Origin of the sequence: Streptomyces sp. LX-29, assembly GCF_029541745.1 — a bacterium.
GTDB lineage: Bacteria > Actinomycetota > Actinomycetes > Streptomycetales > Streptomycetaceae > Streptomyces.
The window spans coordinates 209,098-229,208 of sequence record NZ_CP089746.1 but is presented as its reverse complement, the minus strand read 5'-3'; the positions used below and the strand labels follow the sequence as shown (position 1 = coordinate 229,208).

At 71.6% G+C, this 20,111-nt stretch carries 22 protein-coding genes and 1 pseudogene; 7 read left to right on the top strand and 16 right to left on the bottom strand.

Translation table 11 applies throughout. The features are described from left to right. Positions 1-97 precede the first annotated feature (97 nt). The 4 genes from LRS74_RS01170 to LRS74_RS01155 form a co-directional block, all read right to left on the bottom strand. Positions 98-589: a hydrogenase maturation protease gene (locus tag LRS74_RS01170; protein WP_277739162.1), complete on the bottom strand. Its 492-nt coding sequence runs from the start codon at positions 587-589 to the stop codon at positions 98-100. 124 nt (positions 590-713) lie between these two features. Continuing rightward, positions 714-2,165: an MFS transporter gene (locus LRS74_RS01165; RefSeq protein WP_277739161.1), complete on the bottom strand. Its 1,452-nt coding sequence runs from the start codon at positions 2,163-2,165 to the stop codon at positions 714-716. Between the two features lie 378 nt (positions 2,166-2,543). Next, positions 2,544-4,283, bottom strand: coding sequence for an ABC transporter ATP-binding protein (locus tag LRS74_RS01160; RefSeq protein ID WP_277739160.1), 1,740 nt, complete (start codon positions 4,281-4,283; stop codon positions 2,544-2,546). Then, positions 4,280-6,097 (bottom strand): ABC transporter ATP-binding protein, encoded by a 1,818-nt coding sequence (locus tag LRS74_RS01155; protein ID WP_277739159.1) that lies wholly within the window; start codon positions 6,095-6,097, stop codon positions 4,280-4,282. The genes LRS74_RS01160 and LRS74_RS01155 overlap by 4 nt, the downstream gene beginning before the upstream one ends. 211 nt (positions 6,098-6,308) lie before the next feature. Here LRS74_RS01155 and LRS74_RS01150 point away from each other — a divergent pair, with 211 nt between their 5' ends. Both LRS74_RS01150 and LRS74_RS01145 read left to right on the top strand, forming a co-directional pair. After that, positions 6,309-7,013 carry a TetR/AcrR family transcriptional regulator gene (locus LRS74_RS01150; RefSeq protein WP_277739158.1) on the top strand — a complete coding sequence of 235 codons (705 nt, stop codon included), beginning with the start codon at positions 6,309-6,311 and terminating at the stop codon, positions 7,011-7,013. Positions 7,014-7,114: 101 nt separating this feature from the next. Beyond that, positions 7,115-7,573 carry a hypothetical protein gene (locus tag LRS74_RS01145; RefSeq protein ID WP_277739157.1) on the top strand — a complete coding sequence of 153 codons (459 nt, stop codon included), beginning with the start codon at positions 7,115-7,117 and terminating at the stop codon, positions 7,571-7,573. Between the two features lie 57 nt (positions 7,574-7,630). Here the strand turns inward: LRS74_RS01145 and LRS74_RS01140 are convergent. Next, positions 7,631-7,732 (bottom strand): annotated as a pseudogene (locus tag LRS74_RS01140) (branched-chain amino acid ABC transporter); the annotation flags it as partial. Positions 7,733-7,812: 80 nt separating this feature from the next. Further along, positions 7,813-8,286, bottom strand: a complete 474-nt coding sequence (locus LRS74_RS01135; protein WP_277739156.1) for a MarR family transcriptional regulator — start codon at positions 8,284-8,286, stop codon at positions 7,813-7,815. Between the two features lie 73 nt (positions 8,287-8,359). Between LRS74_RS01135 and LRS74_RS01130 the strand changes: the two genes are divergently transcribed. Further along, on the top strand, positions 8,360-8,734 hold the full coding sequence (locus LRS74_RS01130; protein ID WP_277739155.1) for a cupin domain-containing protein: 375 nt from the start codon (positions 8,360-8,362) through the stop codon (positions 8,732-8,734). Between the two features lie 87 nt (positions 8,735-8,821). Here LRS74_RS01130 and LRS74_RS01125 read toward each other — a convergent pair whose 3' ends face one another. From LRS74_RS01125 to LRS74_RS01115, 3 genes are read right to left on the bottom strand one after another with little or no spacing between them, the layout of a single operon-like run. Continuing rightward, complete coding sequence (locus tag LRS74_RS01125) at positions 8,822-9,244, bottom strand: arsenate reductase ArsC (RefSeq protein WP_277739154.1); 423 nt, start codon at positions 9,242-9,244, stop codon at positions 8,822-8,824. A gap of 22 nt (positions 9,245-9,266) precedes the next feature. Next, positions 9,267-10,007 carry an MIP/aquaporin family protein gene (locus tag LRS74_RS01120; RefSeq protein WP_277739153.1) on the bottom strand — a complete coding sequence of 247 codons (741 nt, stop codon included), beginning with the start codon at positions 10,005-10,007 and terminating at the stop codon, positions 9,267-9,269. Further along, complete coding sequence (locus LRS74_RS01115; protein ID WP_277739152.1) at positions 10,004-10,378, bottom strand: metalloregulator ArsR/SmtB family transcription factor; 375 nt, start codon at positions 10,376-10,378, stop codon at positions 10,004-10,006. Before LRS74_RS01115 ends, LRS74_RS01120 begins: the two co-directional genes overlap by 4 nt. A gap of 78 nt (positions 10,379-10,456) precedes the next feature. Here LRS74_RS01115 and LRS74_RS01110 point away from each other — a divergent pair, with 78 nt between their 5' ends. Next, positions 10,457-10,903 carry an ArsI/CadI family heavy metal resistance metalloenzyme gene (locus LRS74_RS01110; RefSeq protein ID WP_277739151.1) on the top strand — a complete coding sequence of 149 codons (447 nt, stop codon included), beginning with the start codon at positions 10,457-10,459 and terminating at the stop codon, positions 10,901-10,903. Positions 10,904-11,001: 98 nt separating this feature from the next. Here LRS74_RS01110 and LRS74_RS01105 read toward each other — a convergent pair whose 3' ends face one another. The 6 genes from LRS74_RS01105 to LRS74_RS01080 all read right to left on the bottom strand — a co-directional run bounded on the left by LRS74_RS01105 (position 11,002) and on the right by LRS74_RS01080 (position 15,543). Then, entirely contained in the window at positions 11,002-11,544 is a 543-nt protein-coding gene (locus LRS74_RS01105; protein WP_277739150.1) for an RNA 2'-phosphotransferase, read from the bottom strand. Positions 11,545-11,650: 106 nt separating this feature from the next. Beyond that, on the bottom strand, positions 11,651-12,175 hold the full coding sequence (locus LRS74_RS01100; protein WP_277739149.1) for a S26 family signal peptidase: 525 nt from the start codon (positions 12,173-12,175) through the stop codon (positions 11,651-11,653). 27 nt (positions 12,176-12,202) lie between these two features. Next, positions 12,203-14,056, bottom strand: coding sequence for an ABC transporter ATP-binding protein (locus tag LRS74_RS01095; protein WP_277739148.1), 1,854 nt, complete (start codon positions 14,054-14,056; stop codon positions 12,203-12,205). Between the two features lie 35 nt (positions 14,057-14,091). Next, entirely contained in the window at positions 14,092-14,661 is a 570-nt protein-coding gene (locus tag LRS74_RS01090) for a hypothetical protein (protein WP_277739147.1), read from the bottom strand. Between the two features lie 10 nt (positions 14,662-14,671). Next, positions 14,672-15,235, bottom strand: coding sequence for a MauE/DoxX family redox-associated membrane protein (locus tag LRS74_RS01085; RefSeq protein ID WP_277739146.1), 564 nt, complete (start codon positions 15,233-15,235; stop codon positions 14,672-14,674). A gap of 119 nt (positions 15,236-15,354) precedes the next feature. After that, a complete protein-coding gene (locus LRS74_RS01080) occupies positions 15,355-15,543 on the bottom strand; it encodes a hypothetical protein (RefSeq protein ID WP_277739145.1) in 189 nt (62 codons plus the stop codon). A gap of 521 nt (positions 15,544-16,064) precedes the next feature. On the opposite strand from LRS74_RS01080, the gene LRS74_RS01075 reads away from it, so the two are divergent. After that, positions 16,065-16,679 carry an RICIN domain-containing protein gene (locus LRS74_RS01075; protein ID WP_277739144.1) on the top strand — a complete coding sequence of 205 codons (615 nt, stop codon included), beginning with the start codon at positions 16,065-16,067 and terminating at the stop codon, positions 16,677-16,679. 273 nt (positions 16,680-16,952) lie between these two features. Continuing rightward, positions 16,953-18,356, top strand: a complete 1,404-nt coding sequence (locus LRS74_RS01070) for an FAD-binding oxidoreductase (RefSeq protein ID WP_277739143.1) — start codon at positions 16,953-16,955, stop codon at positions 18,354-18,356. A gap of 42 nt (positions 18,357-18,398) precedes the next feature. On the opposite strand, the gene LRS74_RS01065 is transcribed toward LRS74_RS01070, so the two are convergent. After that, positions 18,399-19,286, bottom strand: coding sequence for a LysR family transcriptional regulator (locus LRS74_RS01065; protein ID WP_277739142.1), 888 nt, complete (start codon positions 19,284-19,286; stop codon positions 18,399-18,401). Positions 19,287-19,400: 114 nt separating this feature from the next. Here LRS74_RS01065 and LRS74_RS01060 point away from each other — a divergent pair, with 114 nt between their 5' ends. Next, a complete protein-coding gene (locus tag LRS74_RS01060) occupies positions 19,401-19,910 on the top strand; it encodes a nuclear transport factor 2 family protein (RefSeq protein ID WP_277739141.1) in 510 nt (169 codons plus the stop codon). Positions 19,911-20,111 lie beyond the last annotated feature (201 nt).

The window sequence follows — 20,111 nt, the reverse complement described above, 5'->3', positions numbered from 1 at the left end:
CCGGCCCGGCCCGGCCCGGCCCGAGGTGCGGTTTGCGGCCGGGCCCGGTCCGGCGTCGGGGAGAACCCGTGCCCGGCCGCACCGCGGTGGGCGTGTGTCAGGGCCCGGGGAGATGGAGGGCGAGCTCTTCCCTGACGCGTTCCGCGAGCGGTCCGACAGCCGCGGCGACCGCGGGGGACAGGCCCGTGCCCAGGGAGGTGTCGGCCCCCTCGACCGCGTAGACGACCAGTCGCCCGGGCATCCTGCCGAGGGTGCGTGCCAGCGCGATCGCCTCGCCCAGACCGAGCCCGTGACTGCTCGCGGCGCCCGCGCCCCATGCCGTGCGTCCGTCTGGTTCCAACCGGTGGATCCGGCCCGGACACCCTGCGCCGGTGTGGGCCGCGTCCACGACGACAGCCAGCTCGGCCTCCTCCCACAGGCCGATCAGCCGGCCGGGATCCCCGTCGCGGCACGCCAGCCGGACTCCGGCGGGGAGGGCGCCGTCGGCCGCGCGTTCCTCCAGCCGGGCGACGACCGCGGGCCCCACCCCGTCGTCCCGCCGGAACGCGTTGCCCACCCCGATGACGGTGATGCGGGCGGAGGTGGGCATGGCCTGCTCCCGGGGTCCGATACCTGGGCTGCGACGTCCATCCTGTACCCCGCCTCGCCGCCTGTCGCTCGGACGGGGCGGGGTGGCTGTCGGAGACGCCTCGTCGGACGCCCGCCTCCGCCGGTCAGTTCCGCGCCGGGAGCGAGTCTGCGTCATCGGCCTGCTCGGTCTGCTCGGCCTGGGACGGCGGGCTGGTGCGGCGCGGCACGGTGAGGGCGACGAGGGCGGCGGAGACCAGCAGTGCGGCGCTGAGGGCAAAGCCGAGTGCGTAGCCGTCGTTCAGGGTCTCGGGCGTGGCCGGCTCGCCGGTGCGGTGGTGGGCGGCGGTGCCCAGGGCGGCGAGCCCGAGGGAGGCGCCGATCTGGCGGGAGCTGTTGAGCAGGGCCGAGGCGGTACCGGTCTCCTGGGGTGCGACGCCGGCGGTGGCGGTGGCGACGACCGGTCCGAGACAGAGACCGAAGCCGACGCTGGCGACGATCGAGGGCCCCAGGACGTGGGTGGCGAAGGCGCCGTCGGGGCTGATCGTGCTGAACCAGGCGAAGCCCGTCGCGGTCAGCAGTCCGCCACCGACCAGCAGGGTTCGGGGAGCGAGGCGGTAGCCGAGTTTGACGGCCAGCACCGAGCCGGCGACAACACCGAGGGCGAAGGGCAGGAACTGGACCCCGGTCAGCGCCGGCCCGTTCCCGAGCACATGTTGCAGGTAGAGGGACATGAAGTAGAAGGCCGAGGCCATGGCGGCACCGACCAGCAGGTTGTAGGCGTTGGCGCCGGCGACCGAGCGGTTGGCGAGCAGGCCGAGTCGGACCAGCGGTTCGCGGCCGGTGGTCCGCTCGACGTGGACGAAGGCGGTCAGCAGCGCGACGGCGGCCGCCAGGGTCGTCACGGTGACCGTCGAGGTCCACGCGTGCTGGTCGGTGCGGACGATGCCGAAGACCAGCAGGGTCATGCCGGCGGTGGCCAGGACGGCACCCGCCACGTCGGGTCGGCCGCGGCGGGCCGGCGGCGGCCCGGCGACCACACCCCGCCAGACCAGGGCCAGCGCGACGGCGGCCATCGGTACGTTCACGAACATCACCCAGCGCCAGCTGGCGTACTCGGTGAGCAGTCCGCCGATCAGAACGCCGAATGCGCCGCCGGCGGCGTTCATCGCGCTCCACACGCCGAAGGCCCGGACACGGGCCTTTCCGGCGGGGAACGTCGCGGCCAGCAGGGCCAGTGCGGCCGGCGCCAGCGCGGCGGCCCCGACGCCCTGCGCGGCGCGGGCGGCCACCAGGTGTCCGGGCTCCTGGGCGAAACCGCCGAGGAGGGAGGCGAGGCCGAACAGACCGAGCCCGAGCAGCAGCACGCGTTTGCGGCCGTACCGGTCGGCGGCCTTGCCGCCGAGGAGGAGCAGCCCCCCGAAGGTGAGGGCGTAGGCGTGGATCACCCAGGTCAGGCCCACCGCGCTGAAGCCGAGGCCGGCGGCGATCTGCGGGAGGCCCACGTTCACGACCGAGAGGTCCAGCGAGACCAGGAACTGCACCACCGCCACGGCCGCGAGGGTGAACCCTGGCCGTGACACCGAACTGTCTGTCATCGCGTACTCCGTCTCTGCTCGGCGGTGGTGCCGCCGACCGACTTTTTGGACATGTTTTGAAATTGGGCCGCGCAGACCCGCCTCTGTCGAACGCGAGAGTCGAAGAGCTTCTGTTCGTGTCTGTTCGCGTCTGTTCGCGGCACGGGAGGAGGGCGGGGCGGCGCGAAGAGGGATGGCGGGCAGGTGTGATGACCCGCGCACGTGCGCGGCGGCACGACCGGTGGCGCCGCCGATCGCCACCGGTCGGCTTCCGCCGCCCCGGGCGTCGCCGCGGTCCACGCCGTGCGGGACCTCATGCGGCGACGAGGGGCGAGGAAGGTCCGGGAATCCGTCGGATCCGGATCCGGATCCGACCGCCCGGAGTGATCTGTCGTCGGGTCAGCGAACCGTCGTCGGCCCGGTCAGACGCCAGCCGTGGGCGCGGCGGCGCTCCCGCCAGTACCGGGCGTAGCGACCGTCGCGAGCGAGCAACTCGTCGTGGGTGCCCTCTTCCACGGCCCGCCCCTGGTCGAGGACCACGATGTGGTCGGCCTCGCGCAAGGTGTGCAGCCGGTGCGCGATCACCAGAACGGTGCGGTCCCGCGACAAGGCCGCCATGGCCTCCTGTAGGGCGTGCTCGTTCTCCGCGTCCAGCGCGGCGGTCGCCTCGTCGAACAGCACGATCGGAGCGTCCTTCAGCAAGGCGCGCGCGATCGAGACGCGTTGCCGCTCACCGCCGGAGAGGCGGCTGCCGCCCTCCCCGACCGGAGCGTCCCAACCACCCGGCAGACGATCGGCGATGACGTCGACCCGCGCCGTGCGGGCCGCGGCGTACACCTCCGCGTCGGTGGCGTCGGGCCTGCCGAGACGCACGTTCTCGAGAATGGTTCCGTCGAAGAGGTAGACGTCCTGGAAGACCACCGAGATGGCCGACGTGAGATCCTCGGTCCGCATCTCGGACACGTCCACACCGCCGACCCGGACCGTGCCGGCGTCGGTGTCGAAGAACCGCGCGATCAGCTTGATCACGGTCGTCTTGCCGGCGCCGGACGGACCGACCAGCGCGGTCATCCGACCCTGCGGCACCCGCATCGACAGTCCGTCCAGCACCGCTGAACCGTCGTAGCCGAAGCGGACGTCGTCGAGTTCGACGTCGGCGCCGTCCGCCCGCCGCGCCACCCGCGGTTCGGGGAGTGTCTCGGTGGCGAGCAGTTCGTTGATCTCGGTCAACGCGTTCTCGGCGACACGGAGCGCGCCACCGAGTTCGGCGGTGAGCATGACCGGTTCGACGAACCGGGCCGCCAGCACCAGCAGGGCGATCAGTTCGGCCGTCTCCAGCGAGCCGTCGAGCGCGAGACGGGTGCCCAGAGCCAGCAGTACGAAGAACGACGTCTGTGCGATGAAACCGAGCCCGACGACACCGGGCATACCCGCGCGGAGCATCCGGCGGCCGGCCGCGTGCTGCGCGACCAGCGCGTCGTCGAGTGCGGTATGGCCCTCCACCGTACGGCCGAAGGCCCGCAGAACCGGCTGGGCGCGGGCGAACTCCACGATCCGCCCGGCGGCCTCGGCGTGGATACGGTCCGCGTCCCGGTCGGCAGCCTGCATGCCACGGCCGGCCACCCGGTACACCAGCGCCACCGCGACCGCGGCGACGGACATCGAGACGGCCAGCCGCCAGTCGAACAGGAACATCGCCAGCACCACGACCAGCGGGGTGACGACGGCGTCGACCAACTGCCGCAGCAGGTGCGCCGGCACCCCCATGATGTCGACCACGCGCTGCGCGGCCAGGCGCCCGAGTCCGCCGACGCGATCGGCGGTGAACCAGGACAGCGGAAGCTGCGCGACCTTGTCGCCGATACGGTGGTGCAGGTCGCGGCTCATGTTCGCACCGGTCCGGTAACCGGCCAGGGTCGCCGGATAGCTCACCGCCGCGTAACCGGCCCACAGCGCCGCGAGCGCGATCACCCACGGCCAGGCTCGTTCCGGCTCGTCGCCGAGCAGTTCGCGCAGGACCGGGACGAGCAGGACGAAGGCCACTCCCTGTAGCAAGGCGGCGGCGGTGAACCAGCCGAGCAACCGGCGCAGCGCGCGGTCGTGCTGCGAGCCGAGCGCGGTGAACAGTCGACGGATCATCGTGCTTCCCCCTTCGCCGTGCCGGCTCCGGCGTAGGCGCCGTGATTGCCCGCGTCCCCGAGCCCGGACCGCTCCTGCAACCGCCACATCCGCGCGTACCGTCCCCCGGCGGAGAGCAACTCCTCGTGGGTGCCCTGCTCGACCATCCGGCCCTGTTCGAGCACCACGATGCGATCGACGCCGACCACCGAGGCCAGCCGGTGCGCGACGACGAGCACGGTCCGCCCGGCCGCCAACTCGGAGAGCGCGTCCTGGATCAGCGCCTCCGATTCGGGATCGGCATGGGCGGTCGCCTCGTCGAGCACCACGATCGGGGTGTCCGCGAGAATCGCCCGGGCGATGGACAACCGTTGTGCCTCACCACCGGAGAAGCGGACATCACGGCCGACCATGGAGTCGTAGCCGCGGGGCAGCGCCTCCACGCGCTCGTCGACGGCCGCCGCCCGAGCCGCGCGGCGCACCGTCTCCTCGTCCGCGTCGGGACGGGCCAGGCGGATGTTGTCGCGCACGCTGGCGTCCAGCAGTTGAACGTCCTGGAGCACAAACGACACCAGCCGGTACAACCGGTCCGGCGCGATGTCACGCAGGTCGACGCCGCCGATCGTGACGGTGCCCGCGGTCGGGTCGAAGAACCGGGGCAGCAGCTTCGCCAGGGTCGTCTTGCCCGAACCCGACGTGCCCACCAGCGCCGTCACGGTGCCCGGCTCGAGCACCAGGTCGATGTCGCTCAGCACCGGCCGGTCCGCGTCGTAGCCGAACTCCACACCCGACAGCTCCACCCGGGCGCCGCCGTCCAGCCGCGGCTGCCGTGGAGCGGCGGGGACCACCAGTTCCGGCGCCGCGAGCAGCGCACCCACCCGCTTGGCCGCGGCGCTCGCCTTCTCCACATCGTGGCTGTAGTAGTGCAGCGCCTGCATGGGTCCGGCCAGCCCGAGTCCGAGGATCGCGAACGGCAGCAGGTCGACCGCGGGCAGGTGACCGGCGGACACCAGCGCCGTGCCGCCGGTCAGGACCGTGAGCAGCACGGTGACCGGGCTCATCGCCAGTTCCGAGGCCGCGCTCGCCCGGTAGGACTTCGAGATCCAGGCGAGGAAGAACTCCGCGAAGTCGTCGGCGGCCTGCCCGTACTGTCGGTGCGCGCGCCTGGCCTGTCCGAACATCTTCACCACCGCGATGCCCTCGACGAATTCGACGACCCTGCCGACGATGCGCTGCTGCGCCTCGTCGAAGGCCGCCGTCTGCGACTCCATGGTCAGCATCATCCGGAGGAACAGCGCGAGGCCGACCGCGATCGGGATCAGCAGGATCAGCGCCATTCGCCAGTCCACCCAGAACAGGTAGACCAGCGTCGTCAGTGGAGTGACCACACTCGTGGTGAGGTTCAGCAGCGCATGCGCGACCAGGTGGTGCATCGTGTCCACGTCGTGCTGCACCGCCTTCCCGACACCGCCCGCGCCCCGATCGGTGAACCACCCCAGCGGCACCCGGCCGAGCCGGTCGACCAGACGTCGTCGCACCGACAACTGGAAATCCAGGTCCGCGGCATGGGCGAGCGCCCCCGCCAGTGTGGTCAGCGTCAGCCACACCACCAGCGCGCCCGCCGCGATCGCGGCGACCGTCCATGCCCGGTTCTCGTCGACCGGGCCGTCCGCCAGGAGCACTCCGGCCAGTTCGGCCACCGCGGCGAACGGCACCACGGCGATCAAGGCCGCGACGACCTGGAGGCCGATCGCCGTGCCCAGCCGCGGCCGGACGGGGCGCAGTAATGCCCCGAGGCCGATGGGATCGGCGGGTTTCGTCTGGTCCGTCTTCATCGTCCGCCCGTGACCTTCCGTCGTCCGTCAACACGCGTTCCAGCCCCATCAGGACAGGGGGGGCCAGGTCCCGGCGCCGCACATGCCGAGGGAGCGCCTGGACTTTTCGAACGCGTTCCAAAAGTAGCAGCGAAGGACAGCGGCTGTCGATCAAGGGGTGGGAACCCGGCCGGTTTTGCGGCGGGGGAGGGCGGGGCAGCATGATGGGGCGATGTCCCGCTCCGCCTCTTCGCCCCGCCGCACCGGCCGGCCCCGCCTGACCTCCCGCGAGCAGATCCTGGTGGCGGCCCGCCAGCTCATCGACCGCGACGGATGGGAGAAGCTGACCATCCGTCGGCTGGCCGCCGAGCTCGGCATCGGGGCGACGACCCTGTACCACCACGTACGGGACAAGGAGGAGCTGCTGGTCCTCCTGCTCAACGACTATGTCTCCCGGCTCGACCGCCCCCACCTGCCCAGTGAGCCAGGGGACCGCGTCGTCGCGGCCGCGACCGCGATGCACGACGCCCTCAGGGCGTGGCCCTGGGCCACGGAGGTCCTCACGACCGACGGTTTCGTGGGCCGCCTCGACGCGTCGGCCCTGTGGATGATCGAAACCATCGTGGCCGGAGCGATGGACCACGGATGCACACCCGACCAGGCCATCGTCGTCTTCCGCAGCGTCTGGTACTACACCGTCGGCGAGATCCTCGTCCGCGCCCACTCCAGGCGCCGGCCCGACGACGGGCGATTCGTCCCCGTGGGCACCGTCCCCAGCAACATCGACCCGTCCCAGGTGCCACGGCTGGCGGCCATCGGGCACCGATGGGCGGCTGTGGTCGCGCAGGACACCTACCCCCAGGGACTCCGCGCCCTCGTCGACGGACTGCTGGCGCAGGCCACGTCGGCGGAGACCCGGGGTCCGTCCTCGAAGTGATCTCGCCCGGAGACGGCATGAGGCCGAACGATGAACGAGGCCGGCGATGAACGAGGTCGACGAGGTCGGACGGGGTCGGCCGAGGTCGGACGGGGTCGGCGGTGAATGAGGCCGGCGATGAAGAGGCCGGACAGACCGCCGCCCGTGGTCGCGTGGACTCAGGGGCCGGAACGTTCCCTCCCCACCCCGTTCGGGGTGTCCGCGCTGTGTACGCACGTCAGAGGAGCTGTCCCTCCGATTTCGCCGAGGTCACCGTGGACTTCGAGCCGTGGGAGGAGGGAATCGTGTTCGAGGTGGCCGCCCGCCTGACCACTCATGGATCCATCAGCGCAACCGAGTTGGCCGAGTATCAGACCGCGCTCGTCACGGGCATCCGCGAAGAGCTGGCGGAGCTGGGCGAGGAAACCACCGCGGCGGTAGCGGTCGTGTTGCGCGGCATGCGTGTCCACGAGGTCGATTCCCATCGAGGAGCCTTCCAGGCGGTCGGACGCGTTGCGGTACGCAATGCTCTCGCCTTGGCCTACGGACCGCCCCCGAGGACGAAGCGCCGCCGCGCATGACGACTCGCCGCGGCGCCTGACGTCGCGGGGAGAACGAAGAGCACGGCGGGGCGCGCCTCAGGGGGCGAAGACCGTGCTGGCCAGGGCCACATGGACGGCCGTGCCGCAGAGGATGCTCAGCAGCGCGTTGCGGCGCCACAGGTGCAGGCCGACGGTGACGACGGCTCACGGCCGGCCGCCGTGGCGCCGTTCGGTGTGCCCCTGGCGACTCCGTTCCACCGCCGCGTCGCCCTTCCGCTTCACCAGAACGGGCGCAGAGGTGGGATCGAGTCGCCGGCCAACGTCCGGATGAGGGCCGCGAGTTCACCCCGTGGCAACTGGAGTCCGGCTTCCTGGAGCCGTTGTGCCAGCTGCGTCTCCAGGTCGTGCAGGATCCGTCCGGCCACGGCGAGGTGCGCCAGGGCCTTGTCCGTCAGGACGACGAGCTTGCGACGACCGCCGGCGGGATGGGGCTGTCGTTCCACATAGCCCCGCTTCTCCAGGTCGTCGATGATCTGGCCGGCGGCCTGTTTGGTGACCCCGAGCCGCTCGGCCAGCTCGCTGCTGGTCGCGCCGGAACCGTGCAGCACCTGGAAGACCAGGCCGTGCATGGGCCGCAGGTCGGCATAGCCCGCGGCGTCGACACGGCTCACGAACTCGGAGAGGACCAGTTGGAAGGCCATCCCGAGGAGAAAGGTGAGTTCGGTGCGCTCGAGGGGGTCATGGGTCTCCACCGGTTCATCTTGACACACGCATATAAAGTCACTTTACTCAGTGCGAGTAAAGATCCTTTACATAGGAGGCGCCATGTACGTGGTCAGTGAGTGCGAGCAGCGGACGACCAGGACCCCCGCAGGTGCGATGTTCGCCCTGGCGGCCCCCAGTCAGGGTAGCGCCGAGCTCAGCACCTGGCGGGTCGAACTCGGCGCGGACGCGGCCACGCCGGTACACGTCATCGACCGTGAGCAGGTGTGGATGCCCCTGTCGGGGGCGTTCGAGGTCGAGGTGGACGGCAGGACACAGCAGGCCTGGGCCGGTCAGGCCGTCATCCTGCCCGCCGGCGCGGTGCGACGGCTGAAGGCCGTGGGCGGTCCGGCGGAGGCGCTGGTCGCCATGGTCGTCGGCGGCAAGGCGATGATGCCCGGGGGTGAGGACAAGATCCCGCTTCCGTGGGCCGAGTGACCTTCCTTCGGTCTTTCCTTGGTGAAACGGCCCCGCCGGGCCGACTTTCATGCGCCGCGCTCGTGATGCCCGCGGCGGGGTCAGCCGTTACTCCGCGGCCTCGACTCCCAGGTCGGCGAGCAGGTCGCGCACACGGTTCTCGATCTCGTCGCGGATGGGGCGTACGGCGTCGACGCCCTGGCCGGCGGGGTCCTCGAGCTTCCAGTCCAGATAGCGCTTGCCGGGGAAGTACGGGCAGGCGTCTCCGCAGCCCATGGTGATCACCACGTCCGAGGACCGCACCGCCTCCACCGTGAGGACCTTCGGGACCTCGGCGGAGATGTCGACGCCGACCTCGCGCATGGCCTCCACGACGGCCGGGTTGACCGTCTGGGCGGGGGCGGAGCCGGCGGAGCGGACCTCGACGCGACCGGCGCCGAGGTGGGTGAGGAAGGCGGCGCCCATCTGGGAGCGTCCGGCGTTGTGGACGCAGACGAAGAGAACGGTCGGACGCTCGGTGGGGGTGCTCACGGCAGAGGTCTCCAGGCGTGGGTCAGCGGGCGGAGGGAGTGGTCAGGGCTTCGCCGACGGGGCTGGGGGCGTGGGCCCCCGCGGGGGCCGGGCGGGCGAAGACGACGGCGGTCAGGGCCAGGCCGATGGCGGCGCCGGCCAACTGGGCCGCGATGAAGGGGGCGACGGAGGCGGGGGCGATTCCGGCGAAGGTGTCGGTGAAGGCCCGGCCGATGGTCACCGCGGGGTTGGCGAAGCTGGTGGAGGAGGTGAACCAGTACGCGGAGCCGATGAAGGAGGCCACCGCGGCGGGCGCCAGGTGGGCCCGGCCGGTGCGGGTCAGGCCGAAGACGACCAGGACCAGGCCAGCGGTCGCCACGAGCTCGCCGAGCCACAGGTGGCCGGCGGAGCGGTCATGGGTGGAGAGGTGGACGAGAGGTCGGGCGAACATCGCGTCCGCCAGCATCGCGCCGGCCACCGCCCCGCCGACCTGGGCGGGAAGGTACGCGGCGACCTCGCGCGGACCCGGGCCCCGACCGTCGCGGCGGCCGGTGATCCAGGCGGCGAGGGTGACCGCGGGGTTGAAGTGGGCGCCGGAGACGGGGCCGAGGAGAACGATCAGCACACCGAGGCCGAAGACCGTCGCGAGCGAGTTGGCCAGCAGCTGCACGCCCACGTCGCGGGACAGCTCGGTGGCCTGGATGCCCGAGCCGACCACGATGGCGACGAGCAGGCAGGTTCCCAGCGCTTCGGCGGCGGTGCGACGGGCCAGCGGGGCGCTCACGGCGTTGCTCCGGTGCTCTGCGGGGTGCGCAGAACGTCGGCCAGCCGGTCCAGTGCTCCGGGCACCACGCGGTAGTAGACCCACGTCCCGCGCCGTTCGCCGTCGATGAGGCCGGCGTGGCGGAGCAGCTTGAGGTGGTGGGAGATCGTCGGCTGGGACAGCTCGAAGGCCGGGGTCAGCTCGCACACGCACACCTCCCCGCCGTCCCGGGAGGCGATCATCGACAGCAGTCGCAGCCGCACCGGGTCGCCCAGGGCCTTGAAGGCCCCGGCCAGGTCCTCGGCCCTGTCTTCGGCCAAAGGCGCGGTCGCCAGCGTGGGGCAGCAGCCGCCGGGGACGCCCTGGACGAGCATCGCATCCTGTTTCGACATTCTTCTATCTTGACGTTCTTCGATCCAGGACGCAAGCTTGCATTGAAATACTTCGATTCAGCACCCGAGGTGATCGGCATGTCCCGTGTTCAGCTCGCTCTCCACGTCGCCGACCTTGAGGCGTCGGTGGCCTTCTACTCCAAGCTCTTCGGCACCGAACCGGCCAAGCGCCGGCCCGGCTACGCCAACTTCGCCATCGTCGAGCCCCCGCTGAAGCTCGTCCTCATCGAGGGTGAGGCCGGGCAGGACACCCGCCTGGACCACCTCGGAGTGGAGGTCGAAACCACCGACCAGGTCAGTGCCGCCACCACGCGCCTGAAGGAAGCCGGCCTGGCCACCTTCGAGGAGACCGACACCTCCTGCTGTTACGCGCTCCAGGACAAGGTCTGGGTCCACGGCCCCGGTCGCGAGCCCTGGGAGGTCTACGTCGTCAAGGCCGACGCCGACACCCTCGCCGGCGGTGCGGCTCAGAACGAAGCCTGCTGCACCGCCGGCCCGGACGCCGACCGCGCCTGCGGCTGCTGACCGGCACCGCGGCCTTCCGCCAGCGGGAGAGCGGGGCCTGGGAAAGCCTCCGGCGTCGGACGGTCCTCCGAGCCGTGCGCGGCTTTCGCCGGCCGCCGTCAGCCGGGGAAGCGGAGGAACGAGGCCGGTACGTGGTCGACCAGCCACACCCCGTTGACGCTGAGCCGGAACTCCCGTCCGGAGCGGTGCATCGCCCCGGAGTGGACCGACAGCACCACCGCTGTGCCGCGCCGGGCCCCCACCCGCAGGGCCGTCTCCCGATCGGGCGACAGATGCACCGCGTGCCGGTGCATCGGCCGTAGCCCCTCCGCCCGGATGGCCGGCAGATACCGGGCTACCGTGCCATGGAACAGGTACTCGGGCGGCACCGCCGTCGGCAGTCCGAGGTCGACCGGAACCGTGTGCCCCTGGTTGGCGCGGATCCGGCCGTCCACCACGGCGAACCGCTGCTTGTCATTGGCACGGACCACCTGGATCAGCTCCGCGTGGCTGAAGGTGAAGCCGTGCGCGGCCGCCGCGGCGATCAGGACGTCGACGTCCACCCAGCCGTGCGGGTCGAGGCTGATGCCGATGCGCCCCGGATCGTGCCGCAGATGTCGGGACAGGTACTTGGAGATCCGCGTCTCACGTCGTGCGTCCATCCCCTTCATGGTGCCGCCCGGCGCCCCGGCCGCGCATCTGATTTCCACCGCGCCGCGTGTCCCGGCCGCCCTCGGGGCAGGGGCCGCGAGACCAGACCTTCGGCCACTACGACCGGTCTTGTGCCGTCTCGTCGGCCGGCTCGCCACGGGGCGGACGGATCCTGCACAGCACCACCCCGGTGATCTGGTCGAGGGGGAGCGGGCCGGTGTGCCGGGAGTCGTGGCTGACCTCACGGTGGTCACCGAGCACGAACACGTGCCCAAGAGGTACGACGCGGGCTATGGGCCCGAATACGGTGTGCGTCGGATCCGTGGAGCGCAGATGAGGGGACACGTCGTCCCCGGGGAGCGCCACGACCCGTTTGATCATGCAGGTGGCCACGGGGCGGCCCTCGATGGTGCCTTCCACGTCGTGGGGGACCGGGCCTGTGCGCAGCCGGATCGACACGACCGCTCCTCGGCGTATGAACCGTTTGGGTGCCCTGACCGCCAGCAGTCGGTCGCCGTCGCGGTAGGTGGGCAGCATGCTGGGGCCGCTGACGTCGAGAAGTACGCAGGTCCGTCGTACCAGGAACGCGGTGAGCACCATCGGGGCCGCGACGGCTGCGGCAGTGGTCAACCTGGCGGGCACGAGGGCTCCTTCCGGGCGCGTGCGGACTCAGGCACCAAGGCCGCCGCCGGCCACTGCGGTCTCGTCACCGTATGGGTCCGTCGTGCCCGGCACCGAGGTGACCTCGTCGCGGTAGTTGCGGGACTGGCGCGTGAACAGCCGGTGGTACGTGCCCTGTCGGGCCATGAGCCGGCGATGGTCGCCGCGTTCGGTGATCCGGCCGTCCTCCAGGACCGCGATGGTGTCCGCGTCCCTGATCGCGCCCAGCCGGTGAGAGATCAGCACGCTGGTCCGCCCGGCGCGATGCGCCCGTAGCCGAGTGTGGATCTCGTACTCGGCGTCGGGGTCGAGGCTCGATGTGGGTTCGTCCAGGACCAGCAGGTCCGCGTCGGCGCGCAGGAAGAGCCGCGCGATCCCCATGCGCTGCCACTGCCCGCCCGACAGCACCACGCCGTCTTCGTCGTCGTCCCAGAAGCTGCGGCTCAGCAGCGTCTCGTAGCCGCGCGGCAGCCGGGTGATGTCCTCGTGGACACCGGCGAACCTCGCCGCCTCCTCCTGCCGATCGGGCGCCTGAAGCGCGCCCAGCTCGCCGACCCCGATGTTCTCCCTCGCGCTGAGGTCATAGCGCATGGGTTCCTGAAAGGTGGCGGCGATGCGCGCGCGGAGGTCGCCGGGTGGAATGTCCCGCAGGTCGGTGCCGTCCCACAGGATCCGGCCCCGGGTCGGGTCGTAGAACCGGCAGAGCAGCTTGACCAGGGTGGACTTCCCGGAGCCGTTGACACCCACGAGCGCGAGGGCCCTCCCCGCCTCGATTCGCAGGTTGACGCCCCGCAGCACCCAGGGCAGCCCGTCCCCGTAACGGAACCACACGTCCTCGACCTCGATGGCGTCGCGCAGGGGGTGGGCGACCCGTGGGTTACGAGGTGCGGGGAGGTCGGGGCCGAGCCCGATCACGGACACGTAGTGGTGGAACATCACCAGGGAGTGGTGGGCCTGGCCCACCTCACGGGCCAGGCCGCCGATGCCGCCCTGCACGGCGGGGATCGCGGCCAACAGCATCGAGACGTCCCCGACCGTCATGTCCTGCCGCGCGGCGGCGCGCACCGCCCAGATCAAGGCCGCTCCGGTGAGCACGGCCGATGCGATCTGGAGGAGGGACTGGACGCGGAGTTCCCTGCGTTCCAACCGTTCTCGGTGGCTGTCGGCGGTACGGCGCTCGGTCAGCATGCGCTCCCGGAGAAACCCGCCGATGCCGTAGAGCCTGACCTCCTTCGCCGCCTCGACACTGCTGAGCAACGTCGCGTAGAAGATCTCGCGGCGCTCGGTGGGGCTGATGGCCCAGTAGGTCCGGGCGCGTTGGCGGCTGAGGGCGATCTCGGCCCAGAGGACGGGGAGGCCGGAGAGCCCGACGACGGCGGCCAGGTACGGATTGAGCACGGCGAGGGAAACGATGAAGCCGACCAGCAGGACACCGCTGCGCGTCATGCCCGCCACGGCCTGGACCACCTGGAACGGGGCGAGTCCCCCCGCCTGCTGGGCCAGTCTGAGTCGGTCGAGGAACTCCGGGTTCTCGAAGCGGCTCAGACCGGTGAACGTGTCGACCGCGGTGTGCAGCCGCTCCTGCGCCAGCAGGCTGGTCGCCCGGGTCATCCGGGCCTGGAGGTAGCCCAGAACCTGGGGTGCGAGGGCCGCGACCGCGCTGGCGACGGCGAGGAGAACCGCGGGCCACGTGATCTCCTGGACGCCAGCGCCGTCGGCGAGGCGGTCCAGAACGCTCTTGACCACCCAGGTGACCGCCACGGGCAGGCCGGCCGAGATCAGGGTCACGGCCAGGTGACCTGCCAGAACCCAGGGGGCCGCGCGGAACGCGATCCCGAGCGCCAACCGTATGGAGCGGCTCAAGCGCTGGTCTCCGAACGGGCCGGCGGGGGTGGGCGTCATGCCGATCGGACGGGCTGCCCGCCGAGCACCTCGTCACCCACGGCCGCGACGGTGGGCCGTGCGCCCGCGGCGACCGACACCTCGAAGTGGGACGGGAACGCGCGCACACCGAACGCGGAGAGGCAGGAGCCCGTGTCATCTTCCCGCACGACCCGTGCGAAGGGCGCCAGCTGTTCGACGATCGCCAGGGCCTCGGCCTCCTCGTCGGCCCGACCCGTCACCGAGATGACGACGGCGATCACCTGACGGACCCCCTGGAGCGCGGTGGCCGTCTCGACGAAGGCGGGAAGTGCGCGCCTGCACGGTGGACACATCGGAGAGAAGAACCCCACCACCGCGCCGTCCACGAGATCCTCGTCGGTCAGCCGGGCGCCCTCGACGCACCGCGTCTCGAAGGTCCCCACGGCGGAGCCCTTCGGGATGCCACCCCCTTCCGTGTCGGGTGGAGTGTGGGACGAACCGGTGGTGCCCTTTTCCCGAAGCCTGCGCAACACGGCGAGCGTCAGCATCAGGTCCAGCGCGCACAGGGCGGCGACAGCCGCGAGGGCCAAGGCCAGGTACACCATGAGGGCCTCCTCAGGCGAGGTCGGTGGCTTGGGTGGCGTGAACGGTCGGCCGTCGCAGCAAGGCGATCAGCTCTTCCCCGGTCACCAGGACGAGCGCGGCCACCGCACCGGCGAGCCAGGCGGTGAACTGCGCCTGCCAGACGAGTCGGCCGGGGTCCAGCACCCCGGGGGCCGCGCCCACCACGACAAGGAGCAACACGGCGTTGCGGATGAGCTGGGGCGGACCGAGGGGCCCGGCCGATCCTCCGAAGCACCGACAGGACACCGGCACCCGGGACCGCAGAGCGCGGGCGACCACGGCGGTGAAGGCGGCCAACAAGACGGTGGCCAGGAGCAGTCCGGCGCCCCGGAGCGGCGGGACGAGAAGCAGGAGCCCTGTCGCCGCCTCCAGGGCGATGACGCCCTTGGCCGCGGCCCCCGCCCGCCGGGTGGGCACTCGACCCAGCACGACCACGGCGTCCGTGAACGCGGAGAGCGAGGCCGCGGTACGGACCTTGCCCACGACAGCGGCTCCGAACACGAGAACGAGCACCACGGTGCATGCTGCGGAGAGGAGTTCCACTGGGCCTCCCACGGAGAGACCGTGATCCGGACCTCGTCGAGTCCGGATCACGGCCGATCATCAGTACGGGGCGGGTCGGTTCTTGGTTTCGTCGGCGATCTACGTGCGATCGTTCAGCCGTCGACGGTTCACTAACAGCCGCAGCGCACGAACACGCGCGCGTTCAGGTTGCACACGCAGACCATCTGCGTGTAGTTCGAGTAGGAACTGCACGAACCGCCCACGCAACGGCTGAACCAGTCGTTGCAGGGGCAGGACGCGGCTGCGGCCGTCTCACGCGGCACGAGCCGGTCCAGCATGCGGTCAGCCAGACCGCGCATGGTCCTCATCCTCGGACACCTCTCTTCGTGTCGTGGGTTGTCGGTCCCCGGAGGACGGGAAGGAGTCCGTCCCCGAGGCCCTCCCGGCGGAACGAACGCCCCCGCCGGCACCTGACCGACGCGGTAGTGGTTCAGCGCGTCGTGTTCGTGGATCCGGCTGGAAGCCGGCCGCGCGGGCCCGTTGGAGCCGGTCGCGTCGGCGGCCTTCCACCGGAGCCAGCGTCCGTGCCGACTCGGGTCGGGCGCGACGTGTTTCGGTCTGGCCCGAAACGAGGTCCGCGGGAAGCGCCGGGGGCGACCGCGGGTGAGCAGGGCGGCGCTGCGCGCGGACCTGGGCGCGCTGCCGCGAAGTCCGCCCTTCCCGCTCTGCCGCGCAGTCTAGGAACAGGACATTCCGCTGCTCGGGTCGGCCATATGAGGACGTTCGGTAACACGGCGGACGCCGCCCACGGTGAGATGTCACCTGCCACTGAACCGACCGGTTCGGTCGAGCCGCTGAACGACGATCCAGGGAGGTTTTCTTGAGCCCGCTCAAGAAGAGTGCTGCTGGTCTGACTGCGGCACTGTGCATCGGTCTGTCGCTCGCCCCCAACGCTCATGCTGCCACCAGGACAGCGGAGCCCGAGTCCCGCACGGGAGGCTCTGTCAGAGCGTCAGATCTCGCTACCGACAGAGGCGCGGCCGCCCAGCGGCTGCAGATACGGGCCTGGCACAGCGGGAAGTGTCTGGACGTGGCGGGCGCCGGGACCGCGAACGGAACCGACGTGTTCCAATGGGACTGCCTCTCCAACACCCAGTACAACCAGCAGTGGTATCTGGAGCCCGCATCCGGCGGAACCTATCGCATCGTGGCGGCGCACAGCGGGAAGTGTCTCGACGTGGCCGGCGCGGGGACCGCGAACGGAACCAATGTGTTCCAGTGGGACTGCCTCTCGGACACCCAGCGGAACCAACGGTGGTACCTCACCGATGAGGCATGGCAGAACGGTCGCTACACGTACAACATCGTGGCGGCGCACAGCGGGAAGTGCCTGGACGTGGCGGGCGCGGGGACCGCGAACGGGACCAATGTGTTCCAGTGGGACTGCCTGGGCCTGAACCAGCTGAACCAGAGGTGGGGCTTCTACGTCATGTAGGAGCGTGTAGGCGTCGGTAGCCCCGGCCATCCTCCGGCCCGCTCGGCGCTCACTTTCGGGCAGGCCGGAGGGAACGTGAGCCACTCTCGTGGATTCGACCGACTGGTGCCGCGGAAGAGCTGGGCCACCCTGGTGGGCCCCCGCGAAGGGGGACCCCCTCCGGTCGCGTTCGGCGGCCGTGATGCGGGGGTGGGCGGCCCGGCCTAGCGTGGAACGAGGGGTAGCGCGACGCCCTACGCGCGGGGAGAGGCCGCGCGGGGAGAGGTGACGGCCATGTCGGACGAGCGGACGGGGACGCACCAACAGGCCCTGACCGGGCGGCTGCGGTCCTCGCTGCACGGCGAGGTGATCGACAGCGGCCACCCCCGCTACGACGAGGCGCGGACGGTGTGGAACGGGTTGATCGACCGCCGGCCCGCGGTGATCGCCCGATGTGCCGGAACGGCCGACGTCGTCGAGGCGGTGCGCGCCGCGCGGGAGCACCGGCCGGTCGTGAGCATCCGCGGAGGCGGGCACCAGGTGGCCGGGAGCGCGGTGTGCGACGACGGGCTGGTGATCGACCTGTCGCGCATGAAGGGTGTGCACGTCGATCCCGCGGCTCGTACGGCGCGTGCCCAGCCCGGCGTGACGTGGGGAGAACTCGACCGCGAGACCCAGGTGCACGGGCTGGCCACGCCGGGTGGGGAGATCTCGGCGACCGGGATCGCCGGGCTCACGCTCGGCGGCGGCTTCGGGTTCGTGATGCGGACGTTCGGCCTGAGCTGTGACAGCGTCCGCTCGCTGGAGATCGTCACCGCGGACGGCGTGGTGCGCACGGCGAGCCGGGAGGAGGAGCCCGAGCTGTTCTGGGCCGCGCGCGGCGGGGGCCGGGGCATCGGGGTCGTCACGTCCTTCGAGTACGACCTCCACCCGCTCGGCCCGGAGGTGGCCGGGGTGCTGGTTCTCCACCCGTACGAGCGCGCCGAGTCCGTCCTGCGGGCCTGGCGGGACGCGACGTACACCGCGCCGGAGACGGTCACGCCGGAACTCCTGCTCTGGAGCGTCCCCACCGACCCCGCGATCCCGCAGGAACTGCACAGAGCGAACTGCGTCATGATCGGGGCCGTGTACGGGGGCCCATCGGGCGACGGTGCCACCGCAGCCCTGGCGCCGCAGCGCGAACTGGGCCCGCCGCTCATGGACCTGAGCGGAACCGTGCCCTACGTCACGCTCCAGAGCGCCAACACCTGGCGGTTCCCCGACGGTGAACGCTACTTCATGAAGTCGCACTTCATGGACGAGCTGAGCGACGAGGCCATCAGGACCCTGCTGGACTGGGACTCCCGGCGGCCGACCCCGGAGAGCCTCGTCGTCATCCGCACCCTGGGCGGCGCCGTGGCCCGCGTCGGGCACGACGACAGCGCGTTCGCGCACCGCTCCGCGCGCTTCAACGTGAGCATCGACGCGGGCTGGCGGGACCCGGCGCTGGACGAGTCCGCGATCGGGTGGGCGCGCTCGGCATGGGACGCGATGAAGCCGTTCTCGAGCGGCGGGACGTACGTCAACTTCGCCGGACTCGGCGAGGACGCGAGCGAGCTGCGGGGCGCGGTCTTCGGCTCGCACGAGGACCGGCTCGAACGCATCCGGGCCGGCTACGACCCGGAGGGCCTGTTCGCCCCGGCCGCGCGCAGGCCGTAGAAAGCCGCCCCGAGGGACGGCCGGAGCCGCCGCGGCCGTGCCTCAGCCCGGCTTGAGGGTGAGCGCGTCGAGGAGTCGGCCGAGGGAGGGGTTGGCGTTGTCGGTGCGGTGGGTGAGGTAGAGGGTGGAGGACGTGTGGTTGAGGAGTCGCGGGGTGACGCCGGTGCGGCGCAGAGTGCGGTGTGAGTCCGTGAGGATGGCGGCGCCGAATCCGGCGGCGACCAGGGCGAGCAGGGTCTGGACGGTTCGACCTTCGGCGGCGACGCGCGGGCTGACGCCCGCGCGGTGGCACAGGGCGATGATCTCGTCGTAGGAGCGCGGCGAGACGTCGCGGGGCCAGAGCACCAAGGGGATCTCGTCCAGGACCGTCAGGTCGGCGGGCTGTCGCGCCAGGCCCTGGGCGAGGGGGTGCGCGGCGGGCAGGAAGACGGAGAGCGGTTCGCTCCACCAGGCGGTGGCGGTCAGTTCGCCGCTCGCCAACGGCAGGCGCTGGACCGCGAGGTCGTAGCGCCCGTCCAGGACACCCTGCGACATGGCGTGGTCGTCGAAGCTCTCCACCAGCCGCAGGTCCAGGTCGGGCAGATCGGTGTGGAGGCGACCCAGGGCGGCGCCGAGCGGGCCGTTGATGCCGGACCCGGAGAAGGTGACGGTCAGCCGTCCGGTGCGACCCTGAGCCGCCGCGTCCACGTCCTCCCGTAGCCGGCCGGCCTCGGCCAGGACGCGCCGCGCCCGGTCCACCAGGGCGGTCCCGGCCGCGGTGGGCACGAGGGTCCGGCCGTCGCGGGCGAACAGCACGGTGTCCATCTGCCGCTCGAGCTCGCGCAGCTGGCGACTGAGGGTGGGCTGGGTCATGTGGAGGCGGCGGGCCGCCGCGCTGACGGACCCCTCGTCCGCGACCGTGACCGCGTAGCGGAGCAGCCGCAATTCCACTCTTGCCTCCCAGGCATGGACGCCATAGCCAGTTTCACACACAGGGCATGGCCGCACTGTCGGGCTGTCAGCCTGGTCGGGCACGTCGTTCCTGCCCAGCAAGCGAGGCCCACCATGACCGCCACCGCCACCGCCACCGCCACCGCCACCGCGACCTCCACCGAGACCGCCGCCACCGAGACCTCCACCGCCGAGACCTCCACCGAGACCGTCCGCGCGTTCTTCGCGGCGTTCGCCACCCACGACCTGGACCGGATACTGGCCCTGGTCGACGAGGACGCCCACTGGTACGTGCCGGGGGAGCCCGCGCTGGTGCCCTGGGCCGGCGAACGGCGTGGGCACGCGAGCCTGCGGGAGTTCCTCGAACTCGTCTTCACCGTCGCCGAACCGCTCGCCTTCGACATCCACGGCATGGCCGAGCTCGGCGACACGGTCCTGATCCCCGGCCGCTTCGCCTACCGCTACCACCGTTCCGGACAGACCCTGGACGACGAGTTCGTCCTCAAGATCACAGTCCGGGACGGCCTGGTCACCGACTACCGCATCTTCGAGGACTCCCTGCGCCTGGCCCGCGCCTACCTGGGCGACACCGCGCCCGGCGCACTCCCGGTCACCGCGGCCTGACATGCCCGTCGCCGCCCCGGGGCCGCCGGCGCGCACGGTTGAGGTGCGGTGGTCGGCCGACGAGAAGACGGCGCGTCCTCATCGGTCGAATGACCGATGTGCGCGGCGTCCGGGAGGGGCAGAGTGGCCACAGCCGCCGCGGACCCCCGCCGCGGCGGCCCCACGGACAGGACGAGAGTGTCGATGTGGTGGTGCCGTAGG

What these genes read in the sequence shown, in the direction of transcription:
- LRS74_RS01170 (WP_277739162.1), bottom strand. Translation starts at nt 589, where the DNA reads ATGCCCACCTCCGCCCGCATCACCGTCATCGGGGTGGGCAACGCGTTC.
- LRS74_RS01165 (WP_277739161.1), bottom strand. Translation starts at nt 2,165, where the DNA reads ATGACAGACAGTTCGGTGTCACGGCCAGGGTTCACCCTCGCGGCCGTG.
- LRS74_RS01160 (WP_277739160.1), bottom strand. Translation starts at nt 4,283, where the DNA reads ATGATCCGTCGACTGTTCACCGCGCTCGGCTCGCAGCACGACCGCGCG.
- LRS74_RS01155 (WP_277739159.1), bottom strand. Translation starts at nt 6,097, where the DNA reads ATGAAGACGGACCAGACGAAACCCGCCGATCCCATCGGCCTCGGGGCA.
- LRS74_RS01150 (WP_277739158.1), top strand. Translation starts at nt 6,309, where the DNA reads ATGTCCCGCTCCGCCTCTTCGCCCCGCCGCACCGGCCGGCCCCGCCTG.
- LRS74_RS01130 (WP_277739155.1), top strand. Translation starts at nt 8,360, where the DNA reads ATGTACGTGGTCAGTGAGTGCGAGCAGCGGACGACCAGGACCCCCGCA.
- LRS74_RS01115 (WP_277739152.1), bottom strand. Translation starts at nt 10,378, where the DNA reads ATGTCGAAACAGGATGCGATGCTCGTCCAGGGCGTCCCCGGCGGCTGC.
- LRS74_RS01110 (WP_277739151.1), top strand. Translation starts at nt 10,457, where the DNA reads ATGTCCCGTGTTCAGCTCGCTCTCCACGTCGCCGACCTTGAGGCGTCG.
- LRS74_RS01105 (WP_277739150.1), bottom strand. Translation starts at nt 11,544, where the DNA reads ATGGACGCACGACGTGAGACGCGGATCTCCAAGTACCTGTCCCGACAT.
- LRS74_RS01090 (WP_277739147.1), bottom strand. Translation starts at nt 14,661, where the DNA reads ATGGTGTACCTGGCCTTGGCCCTCGCGGCTGTCGCCGCCCTGTGCGCG.
- LRS74_RS01080 (WP_277739145.1), bottom strand. Translation starts at nt 15,543, where the DNA reads ATGCGCGGTCTGGCTGACCGCATGCTGGACCGGCTCGTGCCGCGTGAG.
- LRS74_RS01070 (WP_277739143.1), top strand. Translation starts at nt 16,953, where the DNA reads ATGTCGGACGAGCGGACGGGGACGCACCAACAGGCCCTGACCGGGCGG.
- LRS74_RS01060 (WP_277739141.1), top strand. Translation starts at nt 19,401, where the DNA reads ATGACCGCCACCGCCACCGCCACCGCCACCGCCACCGCGACCTCCACC.